Raw genomic sequence first — 17,057 nt, 5'->3', positions numbered from 1 at the left:
CGCGCCGCGTCTAGGAGATTCCGATGTCCGCCACCACGGCATCCGCCGCCTCCCCCGCCGCCGAACCCGCGCCGCTGACCGGCGGCGCGCTCGCGCTGCTCACCGTCGGGCTCGCGCTCGGCACCTTCATGGAAGTGCTCGACACGTCGATCGCGAACGTCGCGGTGCCGACCATCTCGGGCAGCCTCGGCGTCGCGACGAGCGAAGGCACGTGGGTGATCTCGTCATATTCGGTCGCGTCCGCGATCGCGGTGCCGCTGACCGGCTGGCTCGCGCGGCGGGTCGGCGAGGTGCGGCTGTTTACGCTGTCGGTGCTCGCGTTCACGGTCGCGTCGGCGCTGTGCGGCCTCGCGACCAACTTCGAGACGCTGATCGCGTTCCGGCTGCTGCAGGGCCTCGTGTCGGGGCCGATGGTGCCGCTGTCGCAGACGATCCTGATGCGCAGCTACCCGCCCGCGAAGCGCGGGCTCGCGCTCGGGCTATGGGCGATGACGGTGATCGTCGCGCCGATCTTCGGCCCGCTGCTGGGCGGCTGGATCAGCGACAACTACACGTGGCCGTGGATCTTCTACATCAACCTGCCGATCGGCGTGTTCTCGGCGACCTGCGCGTACTTCCTGCTGCGCGGCCGCGAGACGAAGACGTCGAAGCAGCGGATCGACGCGGTCGGCCTCGCGCTGCTCGTGATCGGCGTGTCGTGCCTGCAGATGATGCTCGACCTCGGCAAGGACCGCGACTGGTTCAACTCGTCGTTCATCGTCGCGCTCGCGCTGATCGCGGTCGTGTCGCTCGCGTTCATGCTCGTGTGGGAGGCGACCGAGAAGGAGCCGGTGGTCGACCTGTCGCTGTTCAAGGACCGCAACTTCGCGCTCGGCGCACTGATCATCTCGTTCGGCTTCATGGCGTTCTTCGGCTCGGTCGTGATCTTCCCGCTGTGGCTGCAGACGGTGATGGGCTACACGGCCGGCAAGGCCGGCCTCGCGACCGCGCCGGTCGGGCTGCTCGCGCTGGTGCTGTCACCGCTGATCGGCCGCAACATGCACCGGCTCGACCTGCGGATGGTCGCGAGTTTCGCGTTCATCGTGTTCGCGGGCGTGTCGCTGTGGAACGCGACGTTTACGCTCGACGTGCCGTTCAACCACGTGATCCTGCCGCGGCTCGTGCAGGGGATCGGCGTCGCGTGCTTCTTCGTGCCGATGACGACGATCACGCTGTCGAGCATCTCCGACGAGCGGCTCGCGAGCGCGTCGGGGCTGTCGAACTTCCTGCGCACGCTGTCGGGCGCGATCGGCACCGCGGCCAGCTCGACGTTCTGGGAAAACGACGCGATCTACCACCATGCACGGCTGTCGGAATCGGTGAGCGTCTACACGCAGAACACGACCGACTACCAGGGCGCGCTCGCGCAGCTCGGCATCGTCGGGCAGACGGCCAATGCGCAGCTCAACCAGCTCGTCACGCAGCAGGGCTTCATGATGGCGACCAACGACTTCTTCCACCTGTCGGCGGTGATGTTCATCGCGCTCGCGGCGCTCGTGTGGATCACGAAGCCGAGGAAGGGCGCGGGGCCGGCGATGGGGCATTGATGGCGGCATGGCGCAGCGGCGTGTGTCCTAGATCTTCCGGCTGATTGCGCAGATCTCACTGCTCAATTAAACTAAGCCCGAATTGTTGTTAAACTTAGTTTAATTGGGGATGCCATGCAGACCTACAACATGCACGACGCGAAGACGAATCTATCGCGCCTGATCGACGAAGCCGTCCATGCCGGTGAACCGTTCGTGATCGCAAAAGCCGGCAAGCCGCTTGTCAAGGTGGTGCCGATCGATACGCGGGAACCGGCTCCGCCGAGCCGGATCGGTTTCATGAAGGGACAGATTCGCGTCCCGGACGATTTCGACTCGATGGGCGGGGACGACATCCGGAAACTGTTCGAGGGCGACGCGTGAAGCTGTTGCTCGATACCCATTTGATCCTCTGGGCCGCCGCCGACGCGGCGGAACTGCCGGGCCGCGCCCGTGCGCTCATCGAGGATTCCGCCCATACCCTGCTCTTCAGCGTGGCGAGTCTTTGGGAGATCGTCATCAAGCGTGGGCTGGACCGTGACGATTTCCAGGTCGAGCCGCATGTACTTCGCCGCAATCTGCTCGACGCCGGCTATGTGGAGCTGCCGATCACGAGCGCACACGTCCTCGCCGTCGAGCAGCTACCGCCGGTGCATCGCGACCCGTTCGATCGCCTGCTGATCGCGCAGGCGATTTCCGAGGGCATCACCCTGCTCACGCACGATCACACCGTCGCCCGGTATCCGGGCCCCGTCCAGCACGTCTGATCGTCCCCACGTCCGGTCGTCACTCCCTCGCCCGCAACCCGCCGAACGCGAGATCGTCGACGGGCGCGACGGGCAGCGTCGCCCGTGCCACTTCCAGCCACGCGCGCGCCGCGTGCGACAGATACCCCTTCTTCAGCCAGCCGAGCGCGATCGCCCAAGTGATCTCCGGCTCGACGATCGGCCGGCACGTGAACTGCCCCGCGTCGAGCCGCCGGCAGTACGGCTCCGGCAGCAGCGCGATGCCGACGCCCGCATGCACGAGCGCGGCCATGAAATCCCAATGGCCGCTGCGGCTCACGATCGACGGCGTGAAGCCGGCCTTCCTGCACGCGTCGAGCACCGCGTCGTGCAGCGCGAGGCTTTCCGCATAGAACACGAACGACTCGCGCGCGAGATCCGCGAGCGGCACGGTCGCTTGATCCTCCCAGCGCGACTCGCGCGGCGCGACGAGCCACAGCGGCGCGCGCACCATCGGCAGCCGCTCGAACACGGCCGGATCGACCGGCTCCAGCAGCCCGCCCAGCTCCAGTTCGCCCGACATCAGCGCCGCCTCGATCATCCGCGCGCCCTGCTCGAACAGCTTCAGCTCGATGTTCGGATAGCGCTGCTTGTACGCGGCGATGATCGGCGTGAACAGCGAACCGCCGAGCGGCGGGATGCCGATCGTCAGCTCGCCGCGTCCGAGCGTGCCGAGATCGTTCAGCTCCGACTGCAGCTGCGCCTGCGCGGCGAGCACGTCCTGGCCGCGCTGGAACACGATCCGCCCCGCGTCGGTCAGCACCATCTGCCGGCCGTCGCGCAGCAACAGCGGCGAACCGATCTCGTCCTCGAGCGCCTTCACCATCTTGCTGATGGTCGGCTGGGTCACGAACAGCTTGTCGGCCGCCGCGGTGAAGCTCTGCTGGCGGACCACCTCGACGAAGTACCGCAGCGCGCGCAATTCCATCGAAAACTCCCCACATTGGTGCAACGGTTGCAAACCGAATTCCGAATTGGAATGTAAAGGATAGAGACAAGTCATTTTATTTATGGTTAGGGGAAACCCTATACTCACATCATCAACGGAATATCTGTATGGAGCCTGCCATGACCAAGCCGACCGCTACTGCCGCCGCCCGCCCCGCCGCTTCGGGCAGCATGACGCGCACCGGCCGGATCGCGCTGCAAGCCGCCGCGCTCGGCGCGCTGTGGTTGGCGGTCGACTGGGCCGTGCGCACGGTCGGGCTGCCGATCCCGTCCGGCGTGATCGGCCTCGCGGTGCTCCTCGTGCTGCTGTTCTCGGGCCGCGTCGCGCCCGCGTGGGTGAAGGACGGCGCGAACTGGCTGCTGTCCGACATGCTGCTGTTCTTCGTGCCGGCCGCCGTCGCGGCCGTCCAGTACGGCGGGCTGTTCCGCGAGGACGGCTGGCGCATCGCGCTGGTGATGCTCGCGGGCACCGCGTTCGTGATGGTCGCGGTGGCCGTCGCGGTCGACCTCGCCGCGAAGCTCGAACGCCGGCTCGCCGCGCAGCGCGTGTTCGCCGAACGCCGCCGTGCGCGCCTGAGCGCCGTGTCCGCCCACTGAGCCGGAGCCGCGCATGCCTGCCTTGCTGTCGAACCTGTCCGCCGACAAGGTGAATACCGCGATCTCGTTCGGCTGCTTCGTGCTGACGGTCGTGCTGTATTTCGTGTCGAAGCGGCTCTACGCGTACAGGAAGACGCTGCTGTTCTCGCCGCTCGTGTTCGTGCCGGGCGTGCTGGTGCTGCTCGTCTTGCTGACCGGCATCCCGTACTCGGTCTATTTCCGCGACACGCGCTGGCTGATGTGGCTGCTCGGCCCGGCGACGATCGCGTTCGCGGTGCCGATCTATGAATATCGGGACCTGATCCGCCGGCACTGGCTGTCGCTGTCGGTCGGCGTCGCGGTCGGGATCGGCGCGGGCGTGTGCGGGTCGCTGCTGCTCGCGAAGCTGCTGCACCTGTCGCCCGAACTGCAGCGCTCGCTGATGACGCGCTCGGTGTCGACGCCGTTCGCGCTCGCCGTGTCGGACAAGATCCACGCGCCGAAGGACCTCACGGCCCTGTTCGTGATCGCGACCGGCATCTGCGGGATGCTGCTCGGCGAGATCGTGCTCGCGCTCGTGCCGATGCGCACGCGGCTCGCGCGCGGCGCGCTGTTCGGCGCGGCCGCCCACGGCGTGGGCACCGCGAAGGCGCGCGAGATCGGCAGCGAAGAAGGCGTCGTGTCGAGCCTCACGATGATGATCGCCGGCGTCGCGATGGTACTGATCGCGCCGCTGCTGACGCTGCTGCCGATCTGAGCACCCGCGCCGGGCGGCCGGCGCCTGCCGGTCGTGCCGGGCCACCCCCGGCCGCGCCCTGAATGACGGCCTTCCGCCGCTGCTCCCACCCTGCATCGGGCCGCGCCGGCCGACAATCGGCTGAGATAGCCGCAAATCCCCCCTCTTTTCCGCCCATCGGGCTCGGCCCGGATGCCGAACAATGCATGCTACGAGACATCACGCACGCATTCACATGGCCTCCACGACCGCAAACCCGACCGCCGACAAGCCGGCTTCCTCCGGCAAGTTCAAGCGCATCGCGCTCATCGCCGTCATCGCGCTGGGCGCGGCCGCCGCCGCAGCCGGCGGCATGTACGTGTTCCTGAGCAAGGAAGGCGTCGGCCATGCGAGCGCGCCCGCCGAGCCGCCGCCGCTAGCCGCGCCGGTATTCTTCCCGCTCGACCCGCTGACCGTGAACCTGCAGTCGGACGACGGCGCGCAGCACTACCTGCGCGTCGGCCTGTCGCTGAAGCTCACCGACCCGAAGGCGCAGGAGCAACTGACCGCGCGGATGCCGGAGATCCGCAGCCGGATCCTGCTCGCGCTGTCGAACAAGCATCCCGAGGATCTCGCGACGCCGGACGGCAAACGTTCGCTCTCGAAGGAACTGCGGGAACTGATCGAGCAGCCGACGCAGCCGGGCAACCAGCGCGCGAAGGTCGACGACGTGTTGTTTACCGAATTCGTCGTCCAGTAACGCGGCCGCGAAAGGAGCGCGCATGGGCCACCAGGAGTTCATGTCCCAGGAGGAGGTCGATGCCCTCCTCAAGGGCGTCACGGGCGAAACCGATTCAGTCGACGAGCTGCGCGACACATCGGGCGTCCGCCCCTACAACATCGCGACGCAGGAGCGAATCGTCCGCGGCCGGATGCCCGGCCTCGAGATCATCAACGACCGCTTCGCGCGCTTGCTGCGGATCGGCATCTTCAACTTCATGCGGCGCACGGCCGAAATCTCCGTGAGCCAGGTGAAGGTGCAGAAGTACAGCGAGTTCACCCGCAACCTGCCGATTCCGACGAACCTGAACCTGGTGCACGTGAAACCGCTGCGCGGCACGTCGCTGTTCGTGTTCGACCCGAACCTCGTGTTCTTCGTCGTCGACAACCTGTTCGGCGGCGACGGGCGTTTTCACACGCGCGTCGAAGGCCGCGATTTCACGGCCACCGAGCAGCGGATCATCGGCAAGCTGCTGAACCTCGTGTTCGAGCACTACGCGACCGCATGGAAGAGCGTGCGGCCGCTGCAGTTCGAATTCGTGCGCTCGGAGATGCACACGCAGTTCGCGAACGTCGCGACGCCGAACGAGATCGTGATCGTCACGCAGTTCTCGATCGAGTTCGGGCCGACGGGCGGCACGCTGCACATCTGCATGCCGTACTCGATGATCGAGCCGATCCGCGACGTGCTCAGTTCGCCGATCCAGGGCGAGGCGCTCGAAGTCGACCGCCGCTGGGTGCGCGTGCTGTCGCAGCAGGTGCAGGCCGCCGAAGTCGAGCTGTGCGCGAATCTTGCCGAGATCCCGTCGACGTTCGAGAAGATCCTGAACCTGCGCGCGGGCGACGTGCTGCCGCTGGAAATCGCCGACACGATCACCGCGAAGGTCGACGGCGTGCCGGTGATGGAGTGCGGCTACGGAATTTTCAATGGTCAATATGCGTTGCGCGTGCAGAAGATGATCAGCGCGGGCGATTCGATGAAGGAAGGTGGATATGAGTGAGCTGAACCAGACGCCCGAGGACGACGTGCAAGCCATCGCCGATGCGGCCCTCGCGGCATCGGCCGCCGACGCGCAGGCGGCACCGGCCGCTGCGGAAGAGGAACAGGGCCTGGACGATTGGGCCGCCGCGCTTGCCGAGCAGAACCATCAGCCGGTGCAGGCGGGCGCGACGGGCGCCGGCGTGTTCCAGCCGCTGTCGAAGGCCGCGGCGAACTCGACGCACAACGACATCGAGATGATCCTCGACATCCCGGTCAAGATGACCGTGGAGCTCGGCCGCACGAAGATCGCGATCCGCAACCTGCTGCAGCTCGCGCAGGGCTCGGTGGTCGAGCTGGACGGCATGGCGGGCGAGCCGATGGACGTGCTCGTGAACGGCTGCCTGATCGCGCAGGGCGAGGTGGTGGTCGTCAACGACAAGTTCGGCATCCGCCTGACCGACATCATCACGCCGGCCGAACGCATCCGGAAGCTGAACCGGTGAACGTCGTGAAGCCCGGCCGCCGCGCGCGTATCGCGATCGCGGCGGCGCCTGCCGTCGCCGCTTCGCTTTTCGTGTCGCTCGCCAGCGCGCCTGCCGTCGCCGCCGACATGAACGCGGTGAACCACGCCGGTTCGATCGCGTCGAGCGTGACGGTCGGCTCGGCCGCGCCGTCGCTCGGCATCGGCGCGGTGTTGCAGACGCTCGTCGGGCTCGCGGTCGTGATCGGTCTCGTATTCGCGTGCGCGTGGCTCGCGCGCCGCTTCGGTTTCCAGCCCGCGCGGCGCGGCGGCCCGCTGAAGGTCGTGTCGAGCGTCGGGCTCGGCGCGAAGGAAAGCGCGACGATCGTCGAGATCGGCGACACCTGGCTCGTGCTCGGCGTCGCGCCGGGCAACGTGCGGCTGCTGCACACGCTGCCGGCCGGCCCGGCGGCGGCAACCGCCGCCGCGGCATCGGGTTCGGCCGACGCACCCGCCGGCGCCGCCCCGTCCGAAGGCGGCCTGCCCGGCACGTTCGGTTCGCGGTTTCGCGACGCGCTCGCGGGCGAAGCCGCGAAGCGGCTCGGTCGCGGCAAGGACCGCTGACATGGCGCCGCGCCCTCTTTCCGTTCCCGCCTTCCGATGAAACACGAATTCCTGCGTCGCGCGGCGCGCTTCGCGCCCGTGCTGATCCTCTGCGTCGCCCCTGCGCTCGCGTACGCGCAGGCGAACGGCCTGCCCGCGTTCAACGCGAGCCCGGGCCCGCACGGCGGCACCACCTATTCGCTGAGCGTGCAGACGATGCTGCTGCTCACGATGCTGTCGTTCCTGCCGGCGATGGTGTTGATGATGACGAGCTTCACGCGCATCATCATCGTGCTGTCGCTGCTGCGCCAGGCGCTCGGCACCGCGACGACGCCGCCGAACCAGGTGCTCGTCGGCCTCGCGATGTTCCTCACCTTCTTCGTGATGTCGCCGGTGCTCGACCGTGCGTACAACGACGGCTACAAGCCGTTCTCCGACGGCACGATGCCGATGGAGCAGGCCGTGCAGCGCGGCATCGCGCCGTTCAAGACCTTCATGCTGAAGCAGACCCGCGAGACCGATCTCGCGCTGTTCGCGAAGATCTCGAAGGCCGCGCCGATGCAGGGGCCCGAGGACGTGCCGCTGTCGCTGCTGGTGCCCGCGTTCGTCACGAGCGAGCTGAAGACGGGTTTCCAGATCGGCTTCACGGTCTTCATCCCGTTCCTGATCATCGACATGGTCGTCGCGAGCGTGCTGATGTCGATGGGGATGATGATGGTGTCGCCGTCCACCGTGTCGCTGCCGTTCAAGCTGATGCTGTTCGTGCTGGTCGACGGCTGGCAATTGCTGATCGGCTCGCTCGCGCAGAGCTTCACGTGAGCAACGGAGGAATCGCGCAATGACGCCCGAACAAGTGATGACCCTCGCGCACCAGGCGATGATGGTCGGCCTGCTGCTCGCTGCTCCGCTGCTGCTGGTCGCGCTCGCGGTCGGCCTCGTCGTGAGCCTGTTCCAGGCCGCGACGCAGATCAACGAGGCGACGCTGTCGTTCATCCCGAAGCTGCTCGCGGTCGCCGCGACGCTCGTGATCGCCGGCCCGTGGATGCTGACGACGATGCTCGACTACCTGCGGCAGACGCTGCTGCACGTCGCGACGCTCGGCGCCGGCTGAGGCGCGCTTAACGCCCGGCGGCGATGTTCTCGGTTACCTACGCGCAGCTCAACGGCTGGCTCACCGCCTTCCTGTGGCCGTTCGTGCGGATGCTCGCGCTCGTCGCGACCGCGCCCGTCGTCGGTCACGCGGCGGTGCCCGTGCGCGTGAAGATCGGCGTCGCGGCGTTCATGGCACTGGTCGTCGCGCCGACGCTCGGCGCGATGCCGGACGTCACCGTATTCTCCGCGCAGGGGATCTGGATCGTCGTCACGCAGTTCCTGATCGGCGTCGCGATGGGCTTCACGATGCAGCTCGTGTTCGCGGCCGTCGAGGCGGCCGGCGACTTCATCGGGCTGTCGATGGGCCTCGGCTTCGCGACCTTCTTCGATCCGCACACGAGCGGCGCGACGCCCGTGATGGGGCGCTTCCTGAACGCGGTCGCGATGCTCGCGTTCCTCGCGGTGGACGGCCATCTGCAGGTGTTCGCCGCGCTCGCCGCATCGTTCCAGTCGCTGCCGGTGTCGGCCGATCTGCTGCACGCGCCCGGCTGGCGCACGCTTGCCGCATTCGGCGCGACCGTGTTCGAGATGGGGCTGCTGCTCGCGCTGCCGGTGGTCTCGGCGCTCTTGATCGCGAACCTTGCGCTCGGCATCCTGAACCGCGCGGCGCCGCAGATCGGCGTGTTCCAGGTCGGCTTTCCCGTGACGATGCTGGTCGGGCTGCTGCTCGTGCAGCTGATGGTGCCGAACCTCGTGCCGTTCGTGTCGCACCTGTTCGACATGGGGCTGGATGCGATGGGGCGTGTGCTGCTCGGCTGGCGCTGACGCGCCGCTCTCCCCCGCTTTCTGCTGCGCTCACCCGCTGCCGTCGCAACCGACTAGCTTGTCAAACTGTCGATTCGTTAGCTGGTGGCCGCATTTCGCTCCGGCCTGACTTCCTCGGCGTTCCCCTTTTTGCAGCGCTGCGCATACCTGTGCTTTGCGCAGCGAGCCGGTATCCCCGTTCGGTGCTCCGTCGCATTCCGCCCTTCGCGGCTCCGCCGGTACCAGCCGAAAATTGGACAAACGGCGATATCGTGCCGTCACGCATGACTGAATAATCCCCTGCTTTGCGGCGTAACCTCGCCGCGGTTCTTGCGACCGACATGCAGCGGCGCATACAGGCAGATGATTTCGACACGATCCTTCCGGCTGGTGGCCGTTCTCGGCTGGCTCGGCGCCGCATGGCCGGTGCATGCGGCCGACCTGCTCGACGCGGTGAACGCGGCGCGGCGCTTCGATGCGGGCATCGGCGCGGCTCGCAACGCGCAGCTCGCCGGTCGCGAGAAACGCTGGCAGGGTCTTGCCGGGCTGCTGCCACGCGCGGAACTCACCGGCAACTACACGAAGCAGGACCAGCCCACTGCGGCGTATGCGGCAGCGGTCCGCCGTCACAGCGCTTCCGCAACCGTCACCCAGCCGCTGTTCGATGTGTCGCGCGTCGCCGATTTCAAGCGTGGCGGCACGCTTGCCGACCAAGCGGACATCGAGTACGAGAAGGCCGCACAAACGCTGATCAACGACGTCGCCAACGCCTATTTCGACGTCCTGTACGGACGCGAAGTGCTGCAGGCTGCCGAAGCCGCACAGCAGGCGTTCAGCAAGCAACTCGACCAGGCGCAGGCTGCGCTGCGGATCGGCGACGGCACGCGCACCGACGTCGACGAGGCGCGCGCGAATCTCGACGAAGCACTGGCGCGCACGGTCGGCGCGCAAACGGATCTGGCGGTCGCGAGCGGCACGCTGCAGCGGATCACCGGGCTGACGGCGGCCGAGCTGGCGCCGATCTCGTGGCAATGTGCGACACCGGCCGCACCGGCCGATCTAGCGACCGCGATGGACGGTGCGACGCGCGACAACGTCGACGTGCGGATCGCCGGCAAGCAGCTCGACCAGTCGCAGGCCGACATCGTCGCCGCGACGGGCGCGCACCTGCCGGTCGTGAACCTGCAGGCGAGCTATGGCACGAACTGGAGCCGCGGCGCCAACGAGAACGGGCTCGACTCGGTGTTCGGCACGACGTCGAAAACCCGTTCGTCGATGATCGGCGTGACGGTCACGATCCCGCTGTTCGCCGGCGGCGGCCCGCTGTCGGCGAGCCGCGAAGCCTACAGGCGGCGCGACCAGGCACGCGACGCGCTCGAGGATGCACGCCGCAAGGCCCGCGAGCGCGCCCGTGCCGCCTATCTCGGCATCACCAACGGCCTCGCGCTGATCCGCGCGCAGGAGCGCGCGCTCGCGTCGGCCGACAGCAAGGTGAAGTCGACCCACCTGGGCCGCGAGGTCGGGCTGCGCACGCAGATCGACGAACTCAACGCGCAGCAGCGCTATTTCGAGGCGATCCGCGATCTCGCGGACGCGCGCTATCGCTATCTGCGCGCACGGCTGCAACTGTCGGCCGCGCTCGGCACGCTCGGCGAAGCGGACGTCGCCGCGATTGCATGCCGCCCGGCAGGCTGACCATGCGCGATTCCGTCTCCCTCCATTCGATCCCACCGGTAGCGACACATGACTGATTCGCTGTTCCGTCAGGAAGCGCTCGACGCGACCAAGCACAAGCTGATGGGCACGGTCAGCCTGTATTCGCCGCCGTGGCGCTGGCTGACGATCGGTGTCGCGACGGCTGCGGCGCTTGCGGTCGTCGCGTTCTTCGTGCTCGGTACCTACACCAAGCGCGAGCGCGTCGCCGGCCAGCTGCTGCCCGCGAAAGGGCTGCTGGCCATCATCCCGCCGCTGACGGGCACGGTGATCGACACGCGCGTGCGCGAGGGGCAGACCGTCGCGGCCGGCGCCGAGCTGATGGCCGTGTCGGCCGAAGTCGCGACCGAGCTCGGCGGCACGCGCGAGCGGGTCCGCGAACAGCTGGATCTTCAGCGTGCGCGCCTCGAGACCGATCTCGCGAGCCAGTCGCAACTGAGCGGCGAGGCGAAACGCGGGCTGCATGCACGCACCGCGGCGCTGAACGACCAGCTCGCTCAGATCGCGCTGCAGAAGACGCAGCGCACGCGCCAGGCCGAACTCGCGCAGCGGCAGCTCGGCAAGCTGCAGTCGATGCGCGAGCAGGGCTACGCGTCGAACAGCCAGGTCGAGCAGCAGGAAGCCGCGCTGCTCGATGCGCAGGCGCGGCTGCAGGATCTCGCGCGCCAGCGGCTCGACGTCGAGCAGCAGCTCGACCAGATCCGCCAGCAACTGCGCGAATTGCCGCTCAATACCCGCAATCAGCAGAACGACATCGAGCGCAAGCTCGCCGACGTCGACCAGTCGATCGCCGAAAACGAGGCGCGCCGCGCGGTGATTCTGCGCGCACCTCAGGCGAGCGTCGTTGCGACGCTGCTCGCGAAACCGGGGCAGGTCGTCAACGCGGGCCAGTCGGTCGTGTCGCTGCTGCCGCAGGGCGCATTGCTCGAGGCGCAATTGATGGTGCCGAGCCGCGCGATCGGCTTCGTGCGCACCGGCGCGCGCGTCGTGCTCCGCTACGAGGCCTACCCGTTCCAGAAATTCGGCCAGCAGTTCGGCCGCGTGACCGACGTGTCGCGCACCGCGCTGTCGCCTCAGGAGGTCGCGAACCTCACCGGGCGCACCAACGTGCCCGAGCAGCTGTACCGCGTGGTCGTCGCGCTCGATCGCCAGGACATCGTCGCGTACGGCAAGCGCGAAACGCTGCGACCCGGGATGGCGCTCGAGGCCGACGTGCTGATCGACCAGCGCCGGCTGATCGAGTGGGTGCTCGAGCCGCTGTACGCGCTCGGCCGCCGCGCGTCGGCATGAACGCCCCGCGCATTCGATTCGCTATGGAGCCTGTTGAACGATGAAATGGATGGATGCCCTGCAATTCGGCTGGCGCCGCCGCCTGCCCGTGATGCTGCAGACGCAGGCGGCCGAGTGCGGGCTCGCGTGCGTCGGGATGATCGCGAGCTATCACGGCCGCGATCTCGACCTCGTCAGCCTGCGCAGACGCTTCAGCCCGTCGCTGAAAGGGGCGACGCTCAACGACGTGATGCTGATGGCCTACCGGCTCGGCCTCGCGTCGCGCGCGCTGCGACTCGAACTCGACGAGCTCGGCAAGCTGCGGCGCCCGTGCATCCTGCACTGGGACATGAATCACTTCGTCGTGCTGAAGTCGGTGTCGCGCAGCGGGATCACGATCCACGATCCCGCGCGCGGCGTGCGCGACGTGCCGCTTGCCGAGGTGTCCGACCACTTCACGGGCGTCGCGCTGGAGCTGATGCCGTCGCCGTCGTTCGCGCGGGCGCGCGAGCGCGAATCGATCTCGATGGCGACGCTCATCGGCGGCGTCACCGGCATCCGCGCGGCATTCGCGCAGGTGCTGCTGCTGTCGGTCGCGCTCGAGGTGTTCGGCATCGTCACGCCGTTCTACATGCAGTGGGTGATGGACCAGGTGCTCGTGTCGGCCGATGCCGATCTGCTGACGCTGCTCGGCATCGGCTTCCTGCTCGTCGTGCTGTTCCAGAACGCAGTCGCGGCGCTGCGCTCGTGGGTCGTCACGTGGTTCTCGAGCCTGCTTGGCGTGCAGTGGACGGCAAACGTTTGCTCGCACCTGTTCAGGCTGCCGATGACGTACTTCGAGCAGCGCCACATCGGCGACGTCGTGTCGCGGTTCGGCGCGATCGGCACGATCCAGGGCACGCTCACGACGCAATTCGTCGGTGCGCTGCTCGACGGCGCGATGGCGATCGTCACGCTCGCGATGCTGTTCGTCTACAGCCCGACGCTCACGTGGCTCGTGCTCGGGCTGTTCGCCGCGTACGGCGCGATCCGCTGGCTCGCATACCGGCCGTTCCGGCAGGCGAACGAGGAACACATCGTGTACGCGGCCCGCGCGGAATCGAACCTGCTCGAGTCGATCCGCGGCGTGCAGGCGATCAAGCTCGCGAACAAGCAGGAGGCGCGCGTGGCGACCTATGCGAATGCCGTGGTCGAGACGACCAACAAGAACGTCGTGATCCAGCGGCTGTCGATCGGCTTCTCGACGCTGCAGGGCGTGATCTCCGGCGCGGGCCGCGTGGCGCTCGTGTGGCTGGCCGCGAAACAGGTGATCGACGGGCAGTTCTCGGCGGGGATGCTGGTCGCGTTCGTCAGCTTTGCCGATCAGTTCATGGCGCGCGGCGCGGGCCTGATCGGCACGGTGATCGATTTCCGGATGCTGCGGCTGCACGGCGAGCGGCTCGCCGACATCGTGCTGACCGACGCCGAAGCCGACATGGAAGCGAAGGCCGCGCGCGCCGGCGGCGGGCGGCCACGCGGCGGCGCCCGCGATCGACGTGCGCGACGTGCGCTTTCGCTACACGGAGACCGAACCGTGGGTGCTCGACGGCTGCTCGTTCTCGATCGCGCCGGGCGAATCGGTCGCGCTCGTCGGGCCGTCGGGCCAGGGCAAGACCACGATGGCGAAGGTGCTGCTCGGCCTGCTGACGCCCGAGCACGGCAGCGTGCGCGTCGACGGCGTCGACATCCGCAAGCTCGGGCTCCATCAGCACCGCGAGCTGATCGGCTGCGTGATGCAGGACGACATCCTGTTCGCCGGCTCGATCGCCGACAACATCGGCTTCTTCGATCCGCAGCCCGACCAGGCGCGCATCGAGGAAGCCGCGCGGCTCGCGCAGATTCACGACGACATCGCGGCGATGCCGATGGGCTATCAGAGCCTCGTCGGCGACATGGGCTCGTCGCTGTCCGGCGGCCAGTGCCAGCGCGTGCTGCTCGCCCGCGCGTTCTACCGGAAACCCGCGATTCTCGTGCTCGACGAGGCGACCAGCCATCTCGACGTCGAACGCGAGCGGCTGATCAACGACGCGGTGCGCGCGATGAACATCACGCGGATCATCATCGCGCACCGGCCGGAGACGATCCGGAGCGCGGATCGCGTCGTCGAACTCGCGCGAGGCAGCGCACGCGAAATGGGCGTCGACGCGCGGTTCGATCCGGCGGCCGCCTAGCGCCGCCGCAAGTGGAGTGCCCGTCGCGCGCGATGCGCGACGGGAAAGCCGATGCCGATCCGGCTTTCGACGATCGGCAATGCGTAACTGTAAGGAGAACTTCAAATGCGCGAGTTGACCACGATGGAATTGAATGAAGTAAGCGGCGGCTTTTTCCGCAACATGGGGGCGGGGGTGCTGGGCGGCATTGCAGGCCTGGTTGCCGGCGGCTTCAAGGGTGCCGCAACGGGCGGCAGCACGGGCGGCATCCTGGGCGCAGGCATCCTCAGTGCCGGTGTGGGCCTGCTCGTCGGCGCCGGACTGGGCCTGCTCGGCGGCAAGGTCTACGGCTGGGTCAATGGGGCGCAGCAGACGCTCAAGGTCTTCAACCGCGTGATGGAAGGCCTGTTCGACCCGAACCTGCCGGCACCGAAGTAATGCGAGGCCGGGCACCGTTCCTGCGGTGCCTGCTGCCGTCATAGCACCGGCCGGCATGCCGGCCATGCCAATCCGATTTCGTCAGAAGGTGAATCATGCGTGAAATCAGCAAGATGGAACTCGCAACCGTTTCGGGCGGCGCCATCGCCGACTGGATCAACAGCCTGTTCAAGCCGGGCGCGCCAAGCGAACCCTGGGTCAATCCGTTTCCTTCGGACAACACCCAGACGGGCGCCGTCGAGACGCTCGGCAAGGTCGTCTTCGCAGCAGGCGTCGCGCTCGCGGCCGCGGCGACCGTGTCGGTCCTCGCCGCTCTCGCCGCCGCGGCTCGCCCGACCGGCCGATAGGCAAGCGTTCGGTGCGACGACTCGCAATCCTTACGACTTGCGTACCGATTGCTTCGGTCGCTTCGACACGCTACTCAACCCCGCGGCCCGCATCGGCCAACGGGATCGTGAACGGGCGCCGTTTTTGGATGGATTGCGATAGTCGGAACGGATGCGGGCAAGTTAATTTTATCTCTCCCGACACGCTTGCGTGCCCGGTGGGAATTTTTGAGCGATTAAAAGGGATACCTGATCATGATGAAGAAAATTCTGATGGCCTCCGCAACGGCGTCGGCGATGTCGTTCATGCCGCTCGCGGCGCATGCATACGACGGCACCATCAACATCACGGGTGCGCTGAGCGGCGCCAGCTGCACCATCAAGGTCAACGATGCCGACAACAACGGTACGGTCCAGCTTCCGAGCGTGGGCGCGGCTTCGCTGGCGTCGAAGGGAGCGGTAACGGGTGCAACGAACTTCACCATCGCGCTCAGCAACTGCACGAACGCGGGCAAATCGGTGCGCGCGTTCTTCGAGGCCGGCCCGAACGTCAACGGCGCGGACGGCACGCTCTACAACCGCGCACAGACCAACGCCGCGACCAACGTCGCCGTGCAGCTTCTCGACATGGACGGCAGAGCGCTGAAGGCCGGTGACGTCAGCCAGCGCAACGGCCGTCCGGTCGACCTCGTCAACAACGCGGCCTCGATGGTCTATAGCGCGCAGTACTACTCGCTCGGCTCGGCGACGGCCGGCAGCGTAAGCACGTCGGTCACGTATTCGATCGACTATCTGTAAGCCGTCATGCCGGCCGTCTCGTACGGCCGGCATCGACGACTCGCACGACGCGGGCCATTCCGGCCCGCGGTATCGCCGTTCCGGGGAAGCGTCCCGTCGCGCGGCCTTCCCCCTCCCTCTTCATCGAACGATGCACTCGCTCCTCTCGTTTCTCTTCCGCCGGTTGCCGATCTGCGCATGCGTCGTGCTGGCCTGCACCGTACAGCACGGCATCGCGGGCGTGATCATTTCCGGCACGCGCCTCGTCTATCCGGCCGGCGATCGGGAGATCACCGCCAAGATCGACAACGTCGGCACCGATCCGGCGCTCGTGCAGGCATGGCTCGACGACGGCGACCCGCGCTCGCGCCCGGGCACGGCCAAGGTGCCTTTCGTGTTGATGCCGCCGATCTTTCGCGTCGATCCGGGCAAGGGACAGACGTTGCGCATCGTCTATACCGGCGATCCGCTGCCGCAAGACCGGGAATCCGTGTTCTGGCTGAACGTACTCGACATTCCGCCGAAAACCGCCGATCAACCGTCGACGACCATGCTGCAGCTCGCGTTCCGTTCGCGAATCAAGGTGTTCTTCCGGCCGGCCGGCCTCGATGCCGATGGGGCGGTCGATGCGGCCAAAGGTGTGAAATGGTCGCTCGCGCCCGCGCCGGACGGCAGCAAAGGCTACCTGTTGCGCGCGACCAATCCGTCGCCGTTCAACGTCACCGTGCTGTCGGCGCAGGTCGTGCACGACGGCCGCACGTACACGATCGACGACGGCGCGATGATCGCGCCCGCTGCCGACCGTCTGTTTGCACCGAACATGCCGCTGCCGAGCCTCCCGGCCGGCACGAAGCTCGACTATTCGACGATCAACGACTTCGGCACCGACGTGAAGTGGCCGGCGGTGCTCGAGGCCACGCCTTGATTCGACCTCGGCATTCGAGCCGCCTGCGCGCGTCGCCGGGCGACGCGAGTCGGATTCGAACCGAGCCCGCGGCCCGTCGGCGATCCGTCCCATTCGAGCATCCGAAACGA

General features: G+C 67.6%; 20 protein-coding genes and 1 pseudogene. 20 read left to right on the top strand and 1 reads right to left on the bottom strand.

Features of this window, described 5'->3' with window-relative positions:
- Window positions 1–23: 23 nt before the first annotated feature.
- From MRS60_RS00320 to MRS60_RS00310, 3 genes are all read left to right on the top strand, one after another.
- The gene (locus MRS60_RS00320; protein WP_105390354.1) at window positions 24–1,586 is read left to right on the top strand and encodes a DHA2 family efflux MFS transporter permease subunit; all 1,563 of its coding nucleotides are present in this window, start codon (window positions 24–26) and stop codon (window positions 1,584–1,586) included.
- Between the two features lie 114 nt (window positions 1,587–1,700).
- A complete protein-coding gene (locus tag MRS60_RS00315) occupies window positions 1,701–1,949 on the top strand; it encodes a type II toxin-antitoxin system Phd/YefM family antitoxin (RefSeq protein WP_060364783.1) in 249 nt (82 codons plus the stop codon).
- Window positions 1,946–2,332, top strand: coding sequence for a type II toxin-antitoxin system VapC family toxin (locus tag MRS60_RS00310; protein WP_034183797.1), 387 nt, complete (start codon window positions 1,946–1,948; stop codon window positions 2,330–2,332). The genes MRS60_RS00315 and MRS60_RS00310 overlap by 4 nt, the downstream gene beginning before the upstream one ends.
- A 19-nt stretch (window positions 2,333–2,351) precedes the next feature.
- Here MRS60_RS00310 and MRS60_RS00305 read toward each other — a convergent pair whose 3' ends face one another.
- Window positions 2,352–3,278, bottom strand: coding sequence for a LysR family transcriptional regulator (locus MRS60_RS00305; protein WP_034183796.1), 927 nt, complete (start codon window positions 3,276–3,278; stop codon window positions 2,352–2,354).
- A gap of 140 nt (window positions 3,279–3,418) precedes the next feature.
- On the opposite strand from MRS60_RS00305, the gene MRS60_RS00300 reads away from it, so the two are divergent.
- From MRS60_RS00300 to MRS60_RS00220, 17 genes and pseudogenes are all read left to right on the top strand, one after another.
- Window positions 3,419–3,895 (top strand): CidA/LrgA family protein, encoded by a 477-nt coding sequence (locus MRS60_RS00300; protein ID WP_034183795.1) that lies wholly within the window; start codon window positions 3,419–3,421, stop codon window positions 3,893–3,895.
- Window positions 3,896–3,908: 13 nt separating this feature from the next.
- Window positions 3,909–4,631, top strand: a complete 723-nt coding sequence (locus MRS60_RS00295) for an LrgB family protein (RefSeq protein WP_034183794.1) — start codon at window positions 3,909–3,911, stop codon at window positions 4,629–4,631.
- Between the two features lie 181 nt (window positions 4,632–4,812).
- Window positions 4,813–5,349, top strand: a complete 537-nt coding sequence (gene fliL, locus MRS60_RS00290) for a flagellar basal body-associated protein FliL (RefSeq protein WP_051983809.1) — start codon at window positions 4,813–4,815, stop codon at window positions 5,347–5,349.
- A 22-nt stretch (window positions 5,350–5,371) separates the two neighbouring features.
- Window positions 5,372–6,370, top strand: a complete 999-nt coding sequence (gene fliM, locus MRS60_RS00285) for a flagellar motor switch protein FliM (RefSeq protein WP_034183792.1) — start codon at window positions 5,372–5,374, stop codon at window positions 6,368–6,370.
- Window positions 6,363–6,854: a flagellar motor switch protein FliN gene (gene fliN, locus MRS60_RS00280; RefSeq protein WP_034183791.1), complete on the top strand. Its 492-nt coding sequence runs from the start codon at window positions 6,363–6,365 to the stop codon at window positions 6,852–6,854. Before fliM ends, fliN begins: the two co-directional genes overlap by 8 nt.
- On the top strand, window positions 6,851–7,435 hold the full coding sequence (fliO, locus tag MRS60_RS00275) for a flagellar biosynthetic protein FliO (protein WP_243565050.1): 585 nt from the start codon (window positions 6,851–6,853) through the stop codon (window positions 7,433–7,435). The genes fliN and fliO overlap by 4 nt, the downstream gene beginning before the upstream one ends.
- Window positions 7,436–7,471: 36 nt before the next feature.
- Window positions 7,472–8,233, top strand: coding sequence for a flagellar type III secretion system pore protein FliP (fliP, locus tag MRS60_RS00270; RefSeq protein WP_034183789.1), 762 nt, complete (start codon window positions 7,472–7,474; stop codon window positions 8,231–8,233).
- A gap of 19 nt (window positions 8,234–8,252) precedes the next feature.
- Window positions 8,253–8,525 carry a flagellar biosynthesis protein FliQ gene (gene fliQ / locus MRS60_RS00265; RefSeq protein WP_006401718.1) on the top strand — a complete coding sequence of 91 codons (273 nt, stop codon included), beginning with the start codon at window positions 8,253–8,255 and terminating at the stop codon, window positions 8,523–8,525.
- A 23-nt stretch (window positions 8,526–8,548) separates the two neighbouring features.
- Window positions 8,549–9,331, top strand: coding sequence for a flagellar biosynthetic protein FliR (gene fliR, locus MRS60_RS00260; RefSeq protein ID WP_034183788.1), 783 nt, complete (start codon window positions 8,549–8,551; stop codon window positions 9,329–9,331).
- 342 nt (window positions 9,332–9,673) lie between these two features.
- Complete coding sequence (locus MRS60_RS00255; RefSeq protein WP_243565049.1) at window positions 9,674–11,005, top strand: TolC family outer membrane protein; 1,332 nt, start codon at window positions 9,674–9,676, stop codon at window positions 11,003–11,005.
- A gap of 48 nt (window positions 11,006–11,053) precedes the next feature.
- Window positions 11,054–12,313 carry an HlyD family secretion protein gene (locus tag MRS60_RS00250; protein ID WP_034183786.1) on the top strand — a complete coding sequence of 420 codons (1,260 nt, stop codon included), beginning with the start codon at window positions 11,054–11,056 and terminating at the stop codon, window positions 12,311–12,313.
- Between the two features lie 40 nt (window positions 12,314–12,353).
- Window positions 12,354–13,607 (top strand): annotated as a pseudogene (locus MRS60_RS00245) (peptidase domain-containing ABC transporter); the annotation flags it as partial.
- Window positions 13,608–13,827: 220 nt separating this feature from the next.
- Window positions 13,828–14,502, top strand: coding sequence for an ATP-binding cassette domain-containing protein (locus MRS60_RS00240; RefSeq protein ID WP_347814841.1), 675 nt, complete (start codon window positions 13,828–13,830; stop codon window positions 14,500–14,502).
- 105 nt (window positions 14,503–14,607) lie between these two features.
- Window positions 14,608–14,919, top strand: coding sequence for a hypothetical protein (locus tag MRS60_RS00235; protein ID WP_034183784.1), 312 nt, complete (start codon window positions 14,608–14,610; stop codon window positions 14,917–14,919).
- A gap of 95 nt (window positions 14,920–15,014) precedes the next feature.
- Window positions 15,015–15,266, top strand: a complete 252-nt coding sequence (locus MRS60_RS00230) for a hypothetical protein (protein WP_034183783.1) — start codon at window positions 15,015–15,017, stop codon at window positions 15,264–15,266.
- A 234-nt stretch (window positions 15,267–15,500) separates the two neighbouring features.
- Window positions 15,501–16,043 carry a fimbrial protein gene (locus MRS60_RS00225; RefSeq protein ID WP_243565048.1) on the top strand — a complete coding sequence of 181 codons (543 nt, stop codon included), beginning with the start codon at window positions 15,501–15,503 and terminating at the stop codon, window positions 16,041–16,043.
- 130 nt (window positions 16,044–16,173) lie between these two features.
- Window positions 16,174–16,947, top strand: coding sequence for a fimbrial biogenesis chaperone (locus tag MRS60_RS00220; protein WP_131946628.1), 774 nt, complete (start codon window positions 16,174–16,176; stop codon window positions 16,945–16,947).
- Window positions 16,948–17,057 lie beyond the last annotated feature (110 nt).

Source organism: Burkholderia pyrrocinia (assembly GCF_022809715.1).
Taxonomy (GTDB): Bacteria; Pseudomonadota; Gammaproteobacteria; order Burkholderiales; family Burkholderiaceae; genus Burkholderia; species Burkholderia pyrrocinia_C.
This window is presented reverse-complemented; position numbering and strand designations above follow the sequence as displayed.

Excerpts from the sequence above, each read along its gene's own strand:
- MRS60_RS00320 (WP_105390354.1), top strand. The coding sequence starts at position 24 with ATGTCCGCCACCACGGCATCCGCCGCCTCCCCCGCCGCCGAACCCGCG.
- MRS60_RS00315 (WP_060364783.1), top strand. The coding sequence starts at position 1,701 with ATGCAGACCTACAACATGCACGACGCGAAGACGAATCTATCGCGCCTG.
- MRS60_RS00305 (WP_034183796.1), bottom strand. The coding sequence starts at position 3,278 with ATGGAATTGCGCGCGCTGCGGTACTTCGTCGAGGTGGTCCGCCAGCAG.
- MRS60_RS00300 (WP_034183795.1), top strand. The coding sequence starts at position 3,419 with ATGACCAAGCCGACCGCTACTGCCGCCGCCCGCCCCGCCGCTTCGGGC.
- MRS60_RS00295 (WP_034183794.1), top strand. The coding sequence starts at position 3,909 with ATGCCTGCCTTGCTGTCGAACCTGTCCGCCGACAAGGTGAATACCGCG.
- fliL (WP_051983809.1), top strand. The coding sequence starts at position 4,813 with ATGCATGCTACGAGACATCACGCACGCATTCACATGGCCTCCACGACC.
- fliM (WP_034183792.1), top strand. The coding sequence starts at position 5,372 with ATGGGCCACCAGGAGTTCATGTCCCAGGAGGAGGTCGATGCCCTCCTC.
- fliN (WP_034183791.1), top strand. The coding sequence starts at position 6,363 with ATGAGTGAGCTGAACCAGACGCCCGAGGACGACGTGCAAGCCATCGCC.
- fliP (WP_034183789.1), top strand. The coding sequence starts at position 7,472 with ATGAAACACGAATTCCTGCGTCGCGCGGCGCGCTTCGCGCCCGTGCTG.
- fliQ (WP_006401718.1), top strand. The coding sequence starts at position 8,253 with ATGACGCCCGAACAAGTGATGACCCTCGCGCACCAGGCGATGATGGTC.
- fliR (WP_034183788.1), top strand. The coding sequence starts at position 8,549 with ATGTTCTCGGTTACCTACGCGCAGCTCAACGGCTGGCTCACCGCCTTC.
- MRS60_RS00255 (WP_243565049.1), top strand. The coding sequence starts at position 9,674 with ATGATTTCGACACGATCCTTCCGGCTGGTGGCCGTTCTCGGCTGGCTC.
- MRS60_RS00250 (WP_034183786.1), top strand. The coding sequence starts at position 11,054 with ATGACTGATTCGCTGTTCCGTCAGGAAGCGCTCGACGCGACCAAGCAC.
- MRS60_RS00235 (WP_034183784.1), top strand. The coding sequence starts at position 14,608 with ATGCGCGAGTTGACCACGATGGAATTGAATGAAGTAAGCGGCGGCTTT.
- MRS60_RS00230 (WP_034183783.1), top strand. The coding sequence starts at position 15,015 with ATGCGTGAAATCAGCAAGATGGAACTCGCAACCGTTTCGGGCGGCGCC.
- MRS60_RS00225 (WP_243565048.1), top strand. The coding sequence starts at position 15,501 with ATGATGAAGAAAATTCTGATGGCCTCCGCAACGGCGTCGGCGATGTCG.
- MRS60_RS00220 (WP_131946628.1), top strand. The coding sequence starts at position 16,174 with ATGCACTCGCTCCTCTCGTTTCTCTTCCGCCGGTTGCCGATCTGCGCA.